Genomic DNA, 18101 nt, shown 5'->3' with positions numbered 1-18101 from the left:
GAATCAGGTCGAATGCAAAACGATCAATTGCTCCCCTTTCTTAAATATAAAAGAACAGCAACAAAACGAGATTACAAGCAATCACCACACCGAATCCTCCCAAAATCCAAGGACGAAGTTTACTCCCCTTCCCTGCAAAGAACAAAGCGTAACACATATTGACCAGTATATTGCTGATGATAGCCTGCATACTGCAAGCTGTAATAACCACTGCCGCCACACCGCCTATATTTTGCAACAAGTTTAATATAAAAGGAGTGATATCACTGAAACCGGATACGAAAGACAGGAGATTCAATCCGCCTGTACCCGCATAAACCAAAGTATAGTGTGTCAGCACTGTAAACACTACGAAGAGAGTGGCAAAAATCAGAGCAACTTTAAATTCGAGCGGGTTACTGCTGTCCTCATCTTCCGGCTCATCGGTCACATCCTTGGAACGTCGATGACGGGAATGGATAAACCACGCAACAACGGCAGCCACCACAGACATAATCAACAAATAAGGATAGATAGACGTAAATATCTCCCTGCTAAAGATCAAAATCAATATCATAAAGCGCAGAAACATCATGCTGACAGCCAGCAGCATGGCAGCAACATATTCAGTTGCTTCCTGTTCAGAGGCTTTCCGGCTTTTACGGGCAAGTACCGAGATCGTAGCTGTGCTGCTGTATAATCCGCCAATAATACCGGAAACCAACGTTCCGGATTCATGGAATACATACCTCTTTAATAAATAAGAGAGATAGGAAATGCCGGAGACGACAACCGTCGCCAGCCAAATAGAATAAGGAGTGAGATTAATATCCGGAATCAGGTTCTTATGCGGAAGCATCGGTAATATGATACCACTGATAGCCAAGAACTTTGCCAGCGTAATCATCTCATCGTTCTTCATCCGCTGGGCAAACTCCGTAAAGGTGTGTTTAAGCTCCGTCAATAAAAGCACCGTCACAATCACCATCACATAAAACCAAGAAGGCTGGGTAGACACAATAGGAGCCAGACAATAAGTAATCAGTGCAATAATAATGGTCGTTACACCAAAGACATGAAATTGAGACTGTTTGACGTAATAGTTCAAGCCCAGCAATAAACCGAGCACCGCTCCACCTCCCATAAACAGACGCATATCTGTAGGGTCTAAGATATAAAGCAAGTAACCCAGTATACCAATAAAAGTAAAAGTGCGGTCGGTTCCGAAAAGAGTAGTTTCACCCTCACGCTTCAGACTGATTCGACGTTGCGAAAGTCCGATTAATAAAGAAAACAAAGTTACTAAAACAAAAGTAACCAATTCACGCGGCACATAGCTATATAACTGTTCCATACACTGCTCTCTTTTTTTATATAAGAACAAATATACGGTTTATTTGTTAAGGCTCACCACGTTTTATACGGTTTTTTCATTAGCTGTGAGTTGTAGTATCGTATGTCGCCCGTGACCTCCTCACCGATAAAGTCGGGTTTTACAAAAGCCTCATCTTCCGATGCCAGCTCTACTTCTGCCACAATAAGTCCTTCATTCTCGCCATAAAACTCATCGACTTCAAATACATGTTTGCCACTACGTACCAAATAACGGGTCTTGTCAATGATCCCCGGTTCGCAAAGCCTCATCAATTCTTCTGCTTCTGACAAGGGCAGCTCCTTTTCCCATTCATAACGACTGGTACCGGAAGTATTGGAAGCTCCCTTTATCGTCAGATACCCTTTATCATCCCGAATACGAACCCGGACAGTACGCCCGCGAGCACTACTGATATACCCCTGCACAATGCGACTTTGCGCAAAAGCCGAAGACTTGAATTCACCGATAACTAAAAATTTACGTTCTATTTCCTGTGCCATGGCACAAAGATAAATTAAAAATTAAAAAACGCATTACAAAACAAAGAGTTCACCACAGATTACGCAGATTAACACAGATTGAATTTGATATTCATTCTATCAATAGCCAAACAGTCTGGGTTGACCGTGTAGTTTGTGGTGAACTTATCAGCCGAAAAAGGAAAATGCAATCAGCATAACCAATGCCAAAATAATTAATGAGACGAACACTATTTTGACCACCTTTTGAGCTTGTTCTTCTTCCTTTTTGGTAATCGCTACTTTTTTCTTCCCCTTACTCATAATAGTTAGCTTTTAAGTTCAACGCTAACAAAGTAAGAACAAATCTTTTAACTTTCCAAAAATAACTCTTGCTAATTTTATTTTTTATGATTCTTGTGAAGAAAACTCCATCAGATAGGCTTTGATAAAGCCATCTATTTTGCCATCCATCACACCGTTCACATCCGAAGTCTGATAGTTGGTACGGTGATCCTTCACGCGACGGTCGTCAAATACGTAGCTACGGATCTGTGAACCCCACTCGATCTTCTTCTTACCGGCTTCCACCTTCGCCTGTTCTGCCATACGGTGCTGCAATTCCTTATCATACAAGATGGAACGTAGTTGACGCATTGCATTCTCACGGTTCTTCGGCTGGTCACGGGTTTCGGTGTTTTCAATCAGGATTTCTTCTTCCTCGCCAGTATAAGGATCTTTGTATTGATAACGCAAACGGACACCGGATTCTACCTTATTTACATTCTGTCCACCGGCACCACCGCTTCGGAAGGTATCCCAAGAGATACGTGCAGGTTCAATGTTCACTTCAATACTGTCATCTACCAGCGGAGTAACGAACACGGAAGCAAAGGAAGTCATCCGTTTACCTTGTGCATTGTATGGAGAAACACGAACCAAGCGGTGCACACCGTTCTCGCCCTTCAAATAACCGTATGCAAAACCACCTTCAATATTGATAGTACAGGTTTTGATTCCGGCTTCGTCACCTTCCTGAAGGTTGGCAATGGTAGCCTTATAACCGTTCGTCTCGGCATAACGCAGATACATACGCATCAGCATGGAAGCCCAGTCCTGGCTTTCCGTACCACCGGCACCTGAATTGATTTTCAACACACAATCCATCTGGTCGGCTTCGTCACGAAGCATATTTTTGAGTTCGAGTGCCTCTACCGCTTCACTGGCTTTGGTGTAAGCAGTGTCCACATCTTCCTCGGTCACCAGTTCTTCTTTATAGAAATCAAATGCCAGTTCAAGTTCATCTGCCAGTGTCTTGAGTTCGTTGTAGCCTTCAATCCACTTTTGCAGGTCTTTCACCAATTTCATTTGAGCTTCGGCCTTCTTTTGGTCATCCCAAAATCCCGGAGCTTGTGTTCTCAGTTGTTCTTCTTCGACTTGAATTTTCTTCCCGTCGATGTCAAAGATACCTCCTCAGCGCATCAGTGCGCTCTTTCACGTCTTTAAGTTGTTCAATAGTAATCATTGTGATTTACGTTTATTATTAGTTATAAAATGATGTCGAACCGACGAGCAGGCGCCTATCGCCGACACTTATCTCAACGGGCACAAAGATACGGATTAAAAATGAGAAAGCGAATGGAATCCATTTCTTAAGTGAACATCCGCATGCAGCGTAGTAAAAAAAGTGTTAAACACACACTAATTTAACTATAGAAGAAGTACAACCTCTTGAATCTAATTATTGATTTTGTGCCGTTTTTAAACGTCAAAGTTAAATCATTTTATTTACAGTATGTTAAAAAGAAGTTTCTTTTTATGTGGCAGTAGCTTTAGCATTTGCCGCCTGCACCAACACGGATGTGATTGAAGAAAACGAAGCATCAGGTGCAATAATCGGTTTTAATTCTCATGTCAGCAACAGCACACGTGCTCTAACCATGAGGAATTTCAATAAATTCTTTGTTTATGGTGGTTACACTCCCAAAGACGCATCAGACTATCACACCGTATTCAATGGAGTAGCGGTATCCAAAGATGCAGATACAAACAAATGGACTAAAGTTCCGCTTTCTATAGAAGGCTCAGACAACACTATCCAAGCTGCAAAACCTGCCGGTTCGGAAGGTGGCGAAGCAGTAGCTGCCAAAGAACTGACTACAGGAACCGGATTTGTTCTTCCTGTAACATACGCGTCAGCCGATGTTTATTTGAATTTCAAAATTGAAGTGAAACAAGGCGAAGACATAATAAAAACCGACTATGTTAGAGGTAATATCCAACCTGCATGGGCACTTGGCACATCTTATACTTATAATATAACTGTAAACGGAAGTGCTGCCGGAGTAGAAAAAATCGAATTTAGCGTAGATGCTTCTAATGGTCTCGAAGAGTGGACGGAATCTACAGGAGGAGATTTCAATTTTGGTAGCTAATATCAAACGTCTTTTAGACAAATAAATTCCCTAACAAACCGGGGAAGGAACCAAGTGTTCCTTCCCCGGTTTTTCTTTTGATGATTGCATGCAATCTTCACCTTTCTCCTACATATCGGTTTTATTCTCTTAAAGAAGGGATTATCCCCATTACTTGGCACGGTGGTTTCCATTACCTGACACAACAGTTCCCAATGCTTGAAACGATAGTTTCCAATGCTTGATACAACAGTTCCCAATACTTGTCATACCAGTGGTTAATATTTGAGATGACAGGTATTAATACTTGAATTGATAACCGTTAATACCTGAGATGACAACTGTTAACAGTTGAGATGGTCAGCTGTTAACGGTCCGTGCGATTCACCCGAAATAATAACGCTCTCCGTATCGTTGTTGTAGAGCAACATGGAATGAACACCGCCCTCTCCGAAGTTCACACTGCCCCCGGAAGGAGAAAGAAAGACTTCGGTGGGTCGCCCCGACTCATCGTACACCAGCACGGTGATTCCCTCGGGAGAGGGTGCTCCGGGATGGTCGTCCACAGACCACTCGAAACTAATGTCCGCCACCTCCGGTTCAAAGCGGCTGTGTCCGAGCCGGAAGTATATTTTTGCCTAATCGGCTGCGTTCTGAGCCACTGCCATCACCTCAGCACATGCAATATACAACAAGAGAAATACAATTACTTTGTTCATCAATCCTTACCTTTATTAATACAGTCTCAAACCATATATAGAGAGATGTATCTTGCCGGGTAAACATTTACTTCCCACCTGCTTCGCTTTCCTGATACATCTTTTCAATAAGTTCATTATAATTGCGGGCAACAACCGAACGTTTCAACTTCAACGTATTAGTCAGTTCCCCACGTTCCATGCTGAATGGTTCAGGAAGCAAAGTGAAACGTTTGATTTGCTCGTAATGCGCAAACTGCTGTTGCAAGGTCTCTATCCGCGCACGGAACAAACCTACAATCTTAGGATGCTGCAACAAATCAGCCATATCTTTGTATTCGATGCCTTTCTCCTTTGCATACTCTTTTACGTATCCATATACAGGAACAATCAGAGCGGAGACAAACTTACGCTGATCGGCAATAATAGCAATCTGGTCGATATACCGGTCGATGACCAGTTTCGTTTCCAAAGCCTGCGGAGCAATATACTTGCCATTCGATGTTTTGAACAAATCCTTGATACGTTCCGTCAGGAAAAGCTGACCATTCTCGAAATAGCCCGCATCCCCCGTGTGAAACCATCCATCGGAATCAATGGCGGCAGCTGTAGCTTCCGCTTTCTTATAATATCCTTTTGTTATAGTCTTACCGCGAAGCAGGATTTCATTATCCTCACCTATCTTCACTTCAATTCCGGGTAATACGACACCTACCGAACCGATATCATAGCCTACGGGCAACGTACAGGATACAGTAGCCGTAGATTCTGTCAACCCATATCCTACCACCATATTGATTCCTACCGAATGGACGAATTCATTGATTTCATCAGGTACGGCAGCACCGGCAGTCGGGAAAAAGTTACCGTTCTCAATACCAATTGTTTTTTTCAGTAAAGAGTAGATGGTCTTTTCGTAGAATTTATATTTCAGTTGATTCATCACCGGAGGAGTCTTACCCAAACGCAGATAGTCCAGATTATGGATTTTACCTACCCGGATAGCATCCAGCATCAGTGTTTTCTTCAACCCTGTTGTTTCGTTTATTTTCTCCTGTACGCCTGCATACACTTTCTCCCAAAAACGGGGAACACTACACATCAGCGTCGGGCGAATTTCCTTAATCGTTGTCTGAATATCCGCCGGACGGAGATTGATACAAATCTGCACTCCTTTATGAATACAGAGATAACACCATGCTTTCTCAAACACGTGTGTCAAGGGGAGGAAGTTCATAGACACATCCTTATCCGACATCGTTGTCAAACGGTCATCGTGTGTATGAAACTGTTCCAAATAGCAGGAATGATGAAGCATGACGCCCTTCGGTTCACCCGTTGTGCCGGATGTATAGAGAATGTTTGCCAAGTCATCGTATGAAGCCCGTTCGGTACGCTCTTCTACCGTATTATTATGAGGCAGCCCCTCTCCCAACGCCATAAACTCGTCAAAATAGATAGAGGATACATCACGAGGATCCTTCACCACCGAACGGTCAAAGATAATCAGCTGTTGCAGGGAAGTACAAAAACCGAAGATACTGAAAGCAGCATCATACTGGAATTGCTCACCTACAAAAAGATAACGTATTTGTGCATCATTGATAATATATTGCGCTTGTGCCGGAGAGCTGGTTGCATAGAACGGAATAGTAACAGCCCGATTGGCAAACGCGCCAAAGTCTACATAAAACCATTCAGGTTTATTCTGCGAAAAGATTCCGATATTTTCTTGTTCCTCTACTCCTAGTGCCACAAGTGCGTTGGCTGCCTGTCTCACCGTTCCGGAGAATTGATTCCAGGTAATCGGAATCCATTGTGCCGTCTCATAGTCGCGATATCTCAGAGCTACCTTGTTGCCATATTTTTCAGCCTGACGATGGACTAAGACAGATAAATGATGATAAGTCATACTCTTTGTATTAGTAAATATGGTGCAAAGGTATTGGTTTTATTTGAAACAATTGTTCAAAACGCCTATCTTTGTGCAAAGATTAAGATATAGATAAAAGATTTGCACTATGAAATATGATATTCCGTATATGACAACAGAGGCTGTAAGCCTGCTTAAATCACTGATTAGTATTCCTTCAATCAGCCGGGAAGAAACCCAGGCTGCAGATTTCCTGCAAAACTATATTGAAATGGCAGGTATGCAGACGGGACGTAAAGGAAATAATGTGTGGTGCTTTAGTCCGATGTTTGATCTGAAGAAGCCGACTATTTTACTCAACTCCCACATAGACACAGTGAAACCTGTTAACGGTTGGCGGAAAGATCCGTTCACTCCACGCGAAGAAAACGGTAAGTTGTATGGATTAGGAAGCAACGATGCCGGTGCCAGCGTTGTTTCGTTATTACAGGTGTTCCTGCAACTATGTCGTACTTCGCAGAAGTATAATCTGATTTACCTTGCTTCGTGCGAAGAAGAGGTTTCAGGCAAGGACGGAATTGAGAGTATATTGCCGGGACTTCCTCCTGTTTCATTCGCTATCGTAGGCGAACCTACAGAAATGCAACCTGCCATTGCCGAAAAGGGATTAATGGTATTGGATGTGACCGCAACAGGTAAAGCAGGACACGCAGCACGTAACGAAGGAGACAATGCAATTTATAAGGTATTGGATGACATAGCTTGGTTCCGTGACTATCGTTTCGAGAAAGAATCACCTTTGTTGGGTCCCGTAAAGATGAGTGTCACTGTCATCAATGCCGGTACACAACACAATGTGATTCCCGATAAATGTACTTTCACCGTCGATGTCCGGAGTAACGAGCTTTACACGAATGAAGAACTGTTTGCTGAAATCAAAAAGCATATTTCCTGTGACGCACAAGCTCGCTCATTCCGTCTCAATTCTTCACGAATTGACGAGAAACACCCATTTGTGCAAGAAGCAACGAAGTTAGGCTGCGTTCCTTTTGGTTCTCCAACATTGTCCGACCAGGCACTAATGTCCTTCCCATCGGTGAAAATTGGACCGGGACGCTCTTCACGTTCACATACGGCAGAGGAATATATCATGTCAAAAGAAATAGAAGAAGCTATCGGACTTTATTTAGAGTTATTGGACGGACTAAAGCTTTAGTCCGTCTTTACCACTCATCAAGTAGAAAATCGGCTATATGCCGATGCTTAACCCCTTCAATATTATCTTGCCATAGATCATCCATACTAACCACATATTTAGGATAATGATCATCAATTGCCAGTAAAGGAGCAAATTCACGATCGATGGTTGCTTGTGATGCCAGTTGATAAGTAACCTGCACATATATTTTCTCTTCACGCCTAATGGCTACAAAATCAACTTCTTTTTCATCCTGTTTACCTACATATACTTCGTATCCGCGGCGTCTCAACTCCATGCAAACTAAATTTTCAAGCATTCCCCCTATTAAGCGGTCCCGATATCCCATCACAGAATAGATGAGCGAAAGTTCACTTACAAAATACTTTTCATTGGTTTGCAGAATCTCTTTACCCTTGATGTCATAACGTGGTATACGTTGAATGACAAAAGCGCTATCTAAAGCATTGAGATAATTATAAATCGTATTAATATCTACTTTCCGTTGCTGACTTTTGAAATAGTCGGCAATATTTTTCGCATTTAGTTTATTCCCAATATTATCAAAAACAAACTTCACCACTCTTTCAAGCATTTCTATGTTACGAATGCTATGCCTCTGCACGGTATCACGAAGAATGACAGAAGAATAAATATCATACACTATTTTGTAGATAGCATTATAATCATAGTTTGCCGTATGAATAGCACTATTGTTCCCCAAACAAACAAAATCCATGGAATTGAAATCAGTCTCTTCTTTATGAACAGACTAATCAAAACAATATAAAAAATAGAACTCAATAATATAGAGGTTGTAAAACCTCCTAATATTCCGAAATCAATATAACGGCAAGTTCTTACATAAGGCAATATAAAATAATTTATAAATATACCCCCCAAAAGAAACAATACAATACACCATCCTTTTGTCTTCAGAGATAAATCTACCTCTGAAGACTTACTATTTCCATTAAATATTGCAAGTCTACGACTTACATCAAACGTCCTATAAAAAGCAGTTTCCAATTCTCGAATCATTCCAATAAGCCTTATCCTTTTATTGTTTGAGTTTAAAGAATCTATTCCAAATCAAGAAAACAATCAATCCTAATAGATTAAGTGACAAGACTATAAAAAACCAAATGAATCTATATGCTGTAGACATTCGAGGAGTTTTCATCACCATTAATATTCCGACCAATAGAATCAGAATATAAACTATCTCAATAAACGCTGGTAAAATCATAGTTAGAATCTTATTATATACGTTACAGAAACATTTTCTTCTTTATTTTTACATATTCTTATTCCAACAACCTGATAAAATATGCCCCTACTACCGAACGCCCGGCAAATCCGACTATAGTTGCCTTATCCGTATTTATCAAATCAGCCATTGGTGTGCGATCTGTAGTCTCATTCATAAACTTATAAAGCGGCAACATAAGTTTACGGAATTGCATACGGTCATCACTCAATGAAGCAGTCCATACTGTCCAATCCGCTTTCGTATAACTATGCCTGCTATCCAACGGACATCCAAACTCATTCATCTTAGCAAGATAGAAATCCGTCTCTTTCTGAATGACTCTCTCCGGGAAAAGATTCAAGCCAAGCAGCCTGTCCCACACCAGATTATACTTCATCCCCCAACTATCCGGCTGGTCAAAAGCCAGTCGGTAATGATCACCCGCATAAGCAGCCATTTCCCATTCTTTAGCCATCTCACTGGCAGCGTTCATATACTTCTTTGCTTCTTCTTTCTTATTCAGCATTTCTGCCAGACGTGCATATGCTGCAATACCCAGAATACCTTTGGCGGATAAATTAGCATGATGAGGACAGTCTCCTGCAAAATTATCTGTAATAATCTGATCACCGGTATCCGTTCCGTTTTCCAATAAATACTCAGCCCATTGGGTCAATGTCTTCCAATGCTTTTCTGCATACGAAGCATTCTTTTCCATTTTAGCAATAGCAGCAGTCATTATCAATCCGTTTCCTGCTTCTTCTACAGGCATATCACCACCTATCGTCTGCCCGTTTACGATAGGATATCCTCCTAAATCATGCGGAGGAAATGGCTTTCCCCATTTCCCGCTTTCGCTGTAGTAGAAAAATGGATTAAGCATCGCTTTTACCAAATCGGGATTGTAGCGAAGATATAGCGGTGAAGCCGGATAATATTCATCCACCGGACCTACCTGCGGAGTAAAATAAAGCAATTCTCCATCCGAATCTTCAGACATTTGGAAAGCGGATACGGACTGACGATAAGCCAAAGCACAGAGTTCAGCATATTCTTTTCCTCCGGCAAGGTAAGCATCCGCCATCAATTGACGGTCAAAAGCATAACATTTTGCCATCACTTCTTTATAATCCTTCTCTGCTTCTGCATACAAATCTTCTATGCTTGTTTTCCCGTCTTTATTCCAATAAGGTCTTAGGTCCTCGCCGAAATAAGCCATTGTATACAGTCCGTCAAAGGCGGCAGTGAGATGTTGCGGGAAATCGCTGTCCACATCCAGCTTCTGTGCAAATGCAGCATAGCGTTTCTCGGCAGACTTTCTCATTTGTTTCAGATCTCCCTCTTTCATAAAGTATGCCCTCATTTCAGCTGCATCCCCCTGTGCACAGGTCACGTCATCCTTTGTTCCCAGATAGAAATATCCCCATGACCGTTCCCCTTTCTCTTTATCCACCCATAATTTTTGATTTTCCTGTCCGGTCTTCATCAGAGCCAGACCATCCTTTTCATACATTTGTGTAGATTGTCCGGCACGAAATGCCTTGTGCGGGTCTATTTCAAAATAAACAGCCACATCATGCTCTTTGCCATCCAATGCTTTAGCTTGATAAGAGATATAATTGACCGGGCGGGCAAGTGTCTTCAAATCATCCAACAGATAAGGAGCGGTAAAGGTAAGTTTCAGTTCTACATCTCCACATTCGAAGGTATAATGTGTCTGGGTTGCTTGCACATCAACAGATGTTTGTTTAGCTTCCTTCAATTCTGCATATAGCCCGAAATCAACTAATGCACCTCCCATACGATTCTCGCAATGAGCGGCAATCACAGTTTTTCCATCTTTCATAGTTTCTGCAATAGAATCCGGGATATTTACTCTGAGATCACTTTTCCACTCATATCCCGTACTGACCAGTTGCATGCCATTCACATACAATTGGAACACATCATCATGTGAATAGCGTAAATACAGTTGCTTGTTTTTCACCAACGCCGGGTCGAATATCATTTCGCGTCTCACCCATATATCAGGTGAAAACCAGGGAGTATGCACATTTCGCTGATCATCCGTGCCGAAGGCCGCCTGTCCTTCTGTCCATGTTGTATCGTCAAACTCCTTAGCTTCCCAATTTTCCTGAGGTTGCTCCATGGTATATCTTCCCGTCCACTCTTTTTCATAAGAGATGGGCGCAATCTTTTCAACTGGCATAGTCGGTTCCTCGGCAAAGAGTCCGAAGTCTACCAATCCTCCTCCCATACGATTCTCACAATGAGCGGCAATCAACGCTTTTCCACTTTTCATTGTTTGCAGAATTGAGTCCGGGACTTCCACCTTAAAGTTTGCTCCCCAGTCATATCCGGTATTCACCAATTGCTTCCCATTGATGTACAATTGAAATACATCATCATGAGAATAGCGCAAATAAATCTTTTTATGCTCCAGAAGATACGGATCAACTTCAACCTCTCTTCGTACCCAAATATTAGAAGAAGTCCATCGTGTTCTTGCTTCCCACATGCCAGGTGTACCAAATGCTCCTTCTGACAATTGCCAGTACTTGTCATCAAAATCCGGTTGCTCCCATCCTTCATCAGGTACTAATGAAGTGAACTTTCCTTCCCACTTTTCATGGTCAAGCGCCATCGGAGCGATAGCTTGCATCGGCAGTTCTTTGCTACCCATGAAATGAAACATAACACCGTCTACCCGTAAGAAAGCGACAAAAGGAAGCTGTGTGCTGCCGCCAAAGGTCATATTCTGTTTGTTCAGTTCATCCGTCATAGACCAAAGTTTCACGTGCGGATGTAAGGTTAATAACGGATAAGCAGGCGCACGAAGGTCACTCTTAATTGTTTCGTCAGAGTAAGGAGTATTTTTACAGGCTGCCAATACGACTATTAGCAGGCAAATGAATGTTTTATTCATTAGTGTTTTATAAACTCTCATTCGATTACTATATTTATTTCTATTATCATACAATCTTTTTCATGATAAACTATTTCTAATTAAACAATTTGAGTTTCAAAAATAGTGTCATTTCTTATCTGGGGAGATTCGTCCCTCTACAATCGTATTGACACCTGTGTGTAAATGTGAGGTTATGGGATCAACGGGAATACCATCATTCGTTATGATACCCAGTGTGCTGAATTTCTGCCCTTTGTAAAGCCAATCCAATGCCACATATCCGAATCCAGTTTCGATATTTTCGTAGAGTCGTTGTTTGAGCATCGCAATAGAATCTTCGGTCAGTTTCCCGGCATCTACCATCTGACGAACCGTAACTATTTTAAATTGGGGATATATTTTCTGATGGATCGTCATGTCGGTTTCCGTATACGTTGTGTCGCTTATAACTAGGTTCGGCAACATTGATACGGCAGGCGCTTTGTCAGAATATGTAGCCTCTATCACACTATACTTATCCTTTTCAGACTTTATTTTCCCCTTGTAAGTGTACTTCAATAGTTTCAAATGTTTCAAATCACCCATCCAATCTTTGGCAGTATCATTTTTCATATACTCCAAATGTTTTTGCCAAATAGGCTGCGACTTTTGCGCACAGATTACCGGTACGAATAGGAAAAGATTCATCAAAAAAAATACGGATAATGCATTTCGTACTTCATTTGTCTTAACTGGAATACTTTCTTTTTCTGTTCTCATAAATCTATATTTATTTAATTATTAATTATCACTGCTGGGCACTTAGTTCCAGCAATGTATTTATTTCTCGCCAGATAATTGTTCTAATGTTCTTAATAATTTACGAGTATCCCCTCCAACATTTACCGCTTTTACTACCATATTTTTATCAACTATAATATTGGAAGGATACATATAGATTTTTAGTATATCAGTAAATTCTTCGTTATAATTAGGAACAATTTCTATATCTTCCCATTCTAGCTTAAGCCTTTTCATTAACTTATGCACTTCTTCAGGAGAATCAGGGGTCAATCCGACAAACTGAACATTCGAATAATCTTCAGCAAGTATATCTAAAACAACAAGCTCCCGAATACAAATACGACAATGCCTGTTCCAAAAACATATAACTGTATACTCAGATTCATCAAAATCAATAGACTTTCCGTTAATATCATTTAGGTCTATTTTAGGAAGAATTTTACCTATCAATGTTTCAAGTTTAGGGTGTTTATAAACTAGATGGATTTCTGGTATTTCATCTGTTCCTTTAATAGAAATTATATATCTATGAGTTTCTAGAGAATCTCTATGAGCCTGGTCTGTAATAGGGTTCCCCTCAGCATCAAAATACAAGAAAGTTTTGCCTTCTATGCGAACGCTATTATCGCCATAAGTTACTTTTTGAGCAAAACAAACAAAAGGCAAAAACAAAAATAAAATCAAGATATTTTTTTTCATGGCACAGTTCTTTCCTTACATAAAACACGTATATTATATATTTTCTAATTACAAATTGAAGCTCTTATTTTTAGTTCAATTTTCTGTTTACAATTCCCTTCTATAATGATAGTTTTATGGTTAACTCCCGTATAATTACTTTTAAATTTTACTGAGATAGAATCCCGGGTATTAGGAGCTATCGGTTTTCTATTCCAAACAGGTACAGTGCATCCACATGTTGTTATTACATTATGAATAATAAACTTATTAGAGCTATTATTCGTAAAACTAAAATTACAAGTTACTTCTTTATTAGGAGATATGATTCCAAAATCATATTCTGTATAATCAAACAATATATCCTCTTTATTCACAAGCACTAGATGATCTTTACATTTCATTATATCTATAAATTCTTCTGGATACTCTTCCATGTCATTTTTTGTCGAATTTACCCATAAGTCGCTATACATCTCATCAGCATTTTTAACATCTAAATCCTTATATAATTGTGCTAAAAGATATTTTCCATAAAATTTATTCTGCTTCCTAACCAAAGAATCTAAATAGTTCAATTCCATTGTGTAATTCATATCTTGTTTTTCCAGATACATAGACAACCTCAATAAAGCATTCAAGTAATTTATATAATTCCTATTATTATTTCCAAAGTTCAACAACTCATTTTTCAACAATTTCCCAGTTGAATTTTCTACTTTTTTTCTCATTTCTTCATGGCAAACAACTGAAACAATACTATCTTTTTCGAAGATAATATATACTGGATATACTGGAGGATTTAACATTTTCCCCAAAATAGTATTTGGGGAATCATCCACGATATAATATACAAAGTCAGATGTTAAAAAATCATTTTTGCATACGGTTTGCGACTGCCTACTATCGTTAATAAGGCACAACAATGATGGTTTAGAAACCTCATATCCATATTCCATAACATCTGATATGCCAACAAAAGCTTTACAATCATTAGTATTATGACAACTATATAGTGACAAAAGAGACAACAACATAACATACATTTTCATATATATGAAGAGAAGATAAAGGAGGAATTAAAAAAATATCAATATGGCTTCTTTAATCCCCCCAAATTATAGATTTATTTAAATATCACCCGACAACATGCTCCTAATAATATTGCATTGATTATTATACTGTTCCCTACAAAAAAAGCTATATATATATACTTTTGCTCTGAGAAGAGTCTTTTCCAGTGAGAAATTATATAATATAAAGTACATATAAGTGAAGCATAAGTACTCATAAATAATAAAAATATCATCTGATTAGCCCCAATCTAAGTCACACCTTCTATAGCAATTCTCACGTACTCTTATAGCCTCCCTTCTTTCAGCATCAATTGCCATTGTCAGCCCTATCTGTTCTATAACTATAATAGGAATAGCTGCTCCTGATGACATAGCACAAAGTGCAATATTTACCGCACTTCCACAAAGATATAATTCAGCTAATTTATGATCTGTACTTTCATACTCAGATATACAAATAGCTTTACATTGTGCCAATTTACTTATATTTTCTGTACGAGTCTTTACTATTGGAGTAGTCCCTTCTATTAATACAGCGTCTCTATTAATTTGCAATTCAGCAAAAATAAGTTTTTCACGTCCGCTCATTTTATCACTTAATTTCTTATTATTCATTAGAGTCTTTTTAGCTTCTAATACTGAAGCAAAAGCATCTTTAACTCTTATTGAATCACTTCCTAAAATGTTAGCAACTTTATATCTAAATAAAGCACTATACCTATCAGAATCAGACATGTATAATTTCGCCAATTCTATTAACTCTACTTCCTCTTCTTTAGACATTCGGCATGTAACTTCTTCAATTATCACCATCAAATTTGAGTATTTAAAGTCATAGTTCTTAAATTCACTAGACTGTAATACTACATCATAATCAGTAGTATTCTCTTTCTTTGAATGTTCTGCTTCATCTACATACTCATCATAATCAGAGTTGCAACTCTGAAAAATAACACCTAACAACAGTGTCAAAACTAAAAAAGGGTTTCTTTTAAATTTTCCCAAAACCATAAACTTCGTTTTTAATTAAACATTAATTATTACATAAATCTTTCTATATTAATCATATAACGCTAGCTAATACATGATTAAAAATAGATCAAAGTAACTTCAAAAAAACATTATTTTAATTCTATTTCCAGACTTGCTTTCCATTTTCATAAATAAAAATTCTTTCTTGCATTCCACGCGAATAATTCTTCAATAACAACAGTACATTGCGAGGAACATTCTTATAAGTTAACGAGTCCGCTTCAGAAAGTTGTTTACCAAGAGAACTCCATTTATTCCTAGTACAATAAAAAAGCTCATACTTATCTCCCGAACGAATATAGTTATCATAACTCCGAGGCGTATAAACAATCCTTCCAATCTGCTTAGGAGTTCCAAGATCAAGACCTGACCAACCACCGGAAGGCTCAACATAATCAAAAGAAGTTGTAACATCCCCATCAAATACATTTGTATACTCATGCGAACCATCTTTTTGAAAACATCCGGGAGTACCTATAACTTTACCTTTTAAAGAAGCGGTATCATTAGGAGTATAAAAAGCCGCCTCCGCAATATTACAGTGTGAATCTTTGGGACCTATATATCTGACATAGCGATACGATTTTGAAGAATACGATTGAACAACAGTCTGTAATCTTTTCGGTTTCTCGTTTATCAAGTACAAGACTTCTTTTTCACGAAAATCAGGATCATTGCTTCCTTCAAATGTTCCGCCTATCATACGATTCAAAAACATCTCATCTGCCCGCAAAGTATATTTTGCAAACAAAGTAACATCCTGTACACTATCCGAAGGAGTGAAGAAATGAAACTCATTGGAAACATTGATTTCAAAAGGATCGGTCCAAAAGCGAAGTCGTCCTCGCTCGTAAGTGGCAACCCGCATGACGGGGCCTTTTTGTATATCCGTAAAAACAATGTTTTTATCATCGAACTCTGTCCATGCAACAGGCTCCCAATCCATCCGTTTGCTGGCACATAGATAAGCTATTCTTGAACGCGGATTGCCTTTATATAGAACGTCTTTCGGTATGTGGAGTTCTTTCTTGAAATCTTTGGTATAAGGGAAAGTAATATCCACGATATGCGGATCTTTGAAAAGAGGAACAATAGCAGTATCCAATTTCTGCATTTCTTCCTGCATAGAACGATTCAGGCTGAATGTATTACGATATACCTTTATTTTGGGAATTCCACACATGATATGTTTCCGCACTTCACTCACACCATTAGGAAATTCGTGATAATAGAGCGTACCGTATTTGTCATTAAACGCCACCCATTGATGGCTATCGTTCTCATCACCGCGAATCGGCATAAAGTCTATGGCGCATGGAATACCCAACGCACGACAAACATAAACAACAAAGTCTGAAAGTTCCCGGCAACTACCCGCTTTCAGTTGAGCAACTTCCGGTCCCACATGAGGAAGGCTGGCAGGAGCGGCAGTAGTAAATACCACTTCTCCTTTACGAATTGAATCGAGCAAACAACGGGCTGCCACAATCGGGTCTTCTTTATCAAGCACTCCGGATGCACGTAAAGAATCGAGCAAAGGATTGTATTTCTGATAAATAGATTCACGCCAGCTTGCTAATGTTTCGTCACCAATACGATAAGGAAGAAGATATTCACAAAAATCTGCAAACGAAACATGTTTCCCCCATGGTTGTTCCTGCCACACCTTAAATGACCACTCAATATTATTACATAAATAAGCAGAATCAACAGTTTCAACATCTCTATAGGATTGCAAAGAATCTACATACAAAAGCCCATACATCTGACGGACGGAGTCGGCCACTGCCTGAGGAGAAATCCCCAATCCACGTGTTTCTTGCAGCAAAGTATAGTAAGTGAGATACCGGTCCAACTGCTTGCCCTTATAATAGGTATAATAAGGCATGTTCTCTATCAAAAAACAAGCGGCTTTATACTTCAAACTATCTGCCGGATTAGCGCTATAATGAGACAAGACTTTTTCCAGTTCCACACGGTTCTCTCCTGCCTGCTGAAGAGCAGTTTCAAGGAATGAAACCATTGAAGTGCATTTTTCTTTTTCAGCACATGAAAAGAAAAAGAGACTACCAATTGCAACAAACAAAAAGACAGAAATCAACCTTGTGAGTATTTTCATAATTATCAGAAAAATAGAGATAAATGACTCGTTTTATTTTTCTGCAAATTTACAGGTTGTTTCGCTATAGCACAAGGGGGCGTTACACCTCTATGACATGGAATATGCGCTACAGGGGTGTAGCGGCAAGGATTTTTTTTAGTTTCCCTCTCATATTGTAACACCCCAAATCCGGCCCTTCATCCCATTTGACCAATATTTATCCTTTTTTTGAATCAATATTATCCTTAGAATAAATGGCTAAAGACACAATAAAGT

15 protein-coding genes and 1 pseudogene are annotated in these 18101 nt (G+C 39.4%); 3 read left to right on the top strand and 13 right to left on the bottom strand.

Annotated elements, in window-relative coordinates; all coding sequences use genetic code 11:
• Positions 1 to 40: 40 nt before the first annotated feature.
• The 4 genes from A4V03_RS20465 to prfB all read right to left on the bottom strand — a co-directional run bounded on the left by A4V03_RS20465 (position 41) and on the right by prfB (position 3337).
• Positions 41 to 1333, bottom strand: a complete 1293-nt coding sequence (locus A4V03_RS20465) for an MgtC/SapB family protein (RefSeq protein ID WP_065540193.1) — start codon at positions 1331 to 1333, stop codon at positions 41 to 43.
• Positions 1334 to 1386: 53 nt separating this feature from the next.
• The gene (locus tag A4V03_RS20460; RefSeq protein ID WP_065540192.1) at positions 1387 to 1854 is read right to left on the bottom strand and encodes a CYTH domain-containing protein; all 468 of its coding nucleotides are present in this window, start codon (positions 1852 to 1854) and stop codon (positions 1387 to 1389) included.
• 147 nt (positions 1855 to 2001) lie between these two features.
• Complete coding sequence (locus A4V03_RS21485) at positions 2002 to 2136, bottom strand: hypothetical protein (protein ID WP_257469867.1); 135 nt, start codon at positions 2134 to 2136, stop codon at positions 2002 to 2004.
• Positions 2137 to 2220: 84 nt separating this feature from the next.
• A protein-coding gene (gene prfB / locus A4V03_RS20455; protein WP_101602542.1) for a peptide chain release factor 2 occupies positions 2221 to 3337 on the bottom strand; the annotation gives its coding sequence in 2 pieces (ribosomal slippage) (positions 2221 to 3273 and positions 3275 to 3337; 1116 coding nt in all).
• A gap of 295 nt (positions 3338 to 3632) precedes the next feature.
• On the opposite strand from prfB, the gene A4V03_RS20450 reads away from it, so the two are divergent.
• Positions 3633 to 4247, top strand: coding sequence for a hypothetical protein (locus tag A4V03_RS20450; protein ID WP_065540190.1), 615 nt, complete (start codon positions 3633 to 3635; stop codon positions 4245 to 4247).
• Between the two features lie 323 nt (positions 4248 to 4570).
• Here A4V03_RS20450 and A4V03_RS21740 read toward each other — a convergent pair whose 3' ends face one another.
• Entirely contained in the window at positions 4571 to 4756 is a 186-nt protein-coding gene (locus tag A4V03_RS21740; protein ID WP_371867074.1) for a DUF5119 domain-containing protein, read from the bottom strand.
• Here A4V03_RS21740 and A4V03_RS21100 point away from each other — a divergent pair.
• Positions 4719 to 4868: a hypothetical protein gene (locus A4V03_RS21100; RefSeq protein ID WP_167371334.1), complete on the top strand. Its 150-nt coding sequence runs from the start codon at positions 4719 to 4721 to the stop codon at positions 4866 to 4868. The genes A4V03_RS21740 and A4V03_RS21100 overlap by 38 nt on opposite strands.
• A gap of 144 nt (positions 4869 to 5012) precedes the next feature.
• Here A4V03_RS21100 and A4V03_RS20440 read toward each other — a convergent pair whose 3' ends face one another.
• Positions 5013 to 6836 (bottom strand): AMP-dependent synthetase/ligase, encoded by a 1824-nt coding sequence (locus tag A4V03_RS20440; protein ID WP_065540188.1) that lies wholly within the window; start codon positions 6834 to 6836, stop codon positions 5013 to 5015.
• A gap of 109 nt (positions 6837 to 6945) precedes the next feature.
• Here A4V03_RS20440 and A4V03_RS20435 point away from each other — a divergent pair, with 109 nt between their 5' ends.
• A complete protein-coding gene (locus tag A4V03_RS20435) occupies positions 6946 to 8013 on the top strand; it encodes a M20 family metallo-hydrolase (protein WP_065540187.1) in 1068 nt (355 codons plus the stop codon).
• 7 nt (positions 8014 to 8020) lie between these two features.
• Here A4V03_RS20435 and A4V03_RS20430 read toward each other — a convergent pair.
• From A4V03_RS20430 to A4V03_RS20395, 7 genes and pseudogenes are all read right to left on the bottom strand, one after another.
• Positions 8021 to 8710: pseudogene (locus A4V03_RS20430) on the bottom strand (ATP-binding protein); the annotation flags it as partial.
• 592 nt (positions 8711 to 9302) lie between these two features.
• Positions 9303 to 12194 (bottom strand): glutaminase family protein, encoded by a 2892-nt coding sequence (locus A4V03_RS20420; protein WP_065540186.1) that lies wholly within the window; start codon positions 12192 to 12194, stop codon positions 9303 to 9305.
• An 87-nt stretch (positions 12195 to 12281) separates the two neighbouring features.
• On the bottom strand, positions 12282 to 12914 hold the full coding sequence (locus tag A4V03_RS20415) for a hypothetical protein (protein WP_065540185.1): 633 nt from the start codon (positions 12912 to 12914) through the stop codon (positions 12282 to 12284).
• Positions 12915 to 12974: 60 nt separating this feature from the next.
• Positions 12975 to 13637, bottom strand: a complete 663-nt coding sequence (locus tag A4V03_RS20410; RefSeq protein WP_065540184.1) for a TlpA family protein disulfide reductase — start codon at positions 13635 to 13637, stop codon at positions 12975 to 12977.
• 44 nt (positions 13638 to 13681) lie between these two features.
• Positions 13682 to 14575: a DUF1573 domain-containing protein gene (locus A4V03_RS20405; RefSeq protein ID WP_065540183.1), complete on the bottom strand. Its 894-nt coding sequence runs from the start codon at positions 14573 to 14575 to the stop codon at positions 13682 to 13684.
• Between the two features lie 354 nt (positions 14576 to 14929).
• The gene (locus A4V03_RS20400) at positions 14930 to 15703 is read right to left on the bottom strand and encodes a hypothetical protein (RefSeq protein ID WP_065540182.1); all 774 of its coding nucleotides are present in this window, start codon (positions 15701 to 15703) and stop codon (positions 14930 to 14932) included.
• A 121-nt stretch (positions 15704 to 15824) separates the two neighbouring features.
• On the bottom strand, positions 15825 to 17843 hold the full coding sequence (locus tag A4V03_RS20395) for a transglutaminase domain-containing protein (RefSeq protein ID WP_065540181.1): 2019 nt from the start codon (positions 17841 to 17843) through the stop codon (positions 15825 to 15827).
• Positions 17844 to 18101 lie beyond the last annotated feature (258 nt).

Source organism: Bacteroides caecimuris (assembly GCF_001688725.2).
In the GTDB taxonomy this organism is placed as follows: Bacteria; Bacteroidota; Bacteroidia; order Bacteroidales; family Bacteroidaceae; genus Bacteroides; species Bacteroides caecimuris.
Note: the sequence above shows the minus strand (reverse complement) of the source record. Positions and strands in the feature narration are given on the sequence as shown.

What these genes read in the sequence shown, in the direction of transcription:
- A4V03_RS20405 (WP_065540183.1), bottom strand. Translation starts at nt 14,575, where the DNA reads ATGGAATATGGATATGAGGTTTCTAAACCATCATTGTTGTGCCTTATT.
- A4V03_RS20415 (WP_065540185.1), bottom strand. Translation starts at nt 12,914, where the DNA reads ATGAGAACAGAAAAAGAAAGTATTCCAGTTAAGACAAATGAAGTACGA.
- A4V03_RS20440 (WP_065540188.1), bottom strand. Translation starts at nt 6,836, where the DNA reads ATGACTTATCATCATTTATCTGTCTTAGTCCATCGTCAGGCTGAAAAA.
- A4V03_RS20410 (WP_065540184.1), bottom strand. Translation starts at nt 13,637, where the DNA reads ATGAAAAAAAATATCTTGATTTTATTTTTGTTTTTGCCTTTTGTTTGT.
- A4V03_RS20420 (WP_065540186.1), bottom strand. Translation starts at nt 12,194, where the DNA reads ATGAGAGTTTATAAAACACTAATGAATAAAACATTCATTTGCCTGCTA.
- A4V03_RS20395 (WP_065540181.1), bottom strand. Translation starts at nt 17,843, where the DNA reads ATGAAAATACTCACAAGGTTGATTTCTGTCTTTTTGTTTGTTGCAATT.
- A4V03_RS20460 (WP_065540192.1), bottom strand. Translation starts at nt 1,854, where the DNA reads ATGGCACAGGAAATAGAACGTAAATTTTTAGTTATCGGTGAATTCAAG.
- A4V03_RS20465 (WP_065540193.1), bottom strand. Translation starts at nt 1,333, where the DNA reads ATGGAACAGTTATATAGCTATGTGCCGCGTGAATTGGTTACTTTTGTT.
- A4V03_RS20435 (WP_065540187.1), top strand. Translation starts at nt 6,946, where the DNA reads ATGAAATATGATATTCCGTATATGACAACAGAGGCTGTAAGCCTGCTT.
- A4V03_RS20400 (WP_065540182.1), bottom strand. Translation starts at nt 15,703, where the DNA reads ATGGTTTTGGGAAAATTTAAAAGAAACCCTTTTTTAGTTTTGACACTG.
- A4V03_RS21485 (WP_257469867.1), bottom strand. Translation starts at nt 2,136, where the DNA reads ATGAGTAAGGGGAAGAAAAAAGTAGCGATTACCAAAAAGGAAGAAGAA.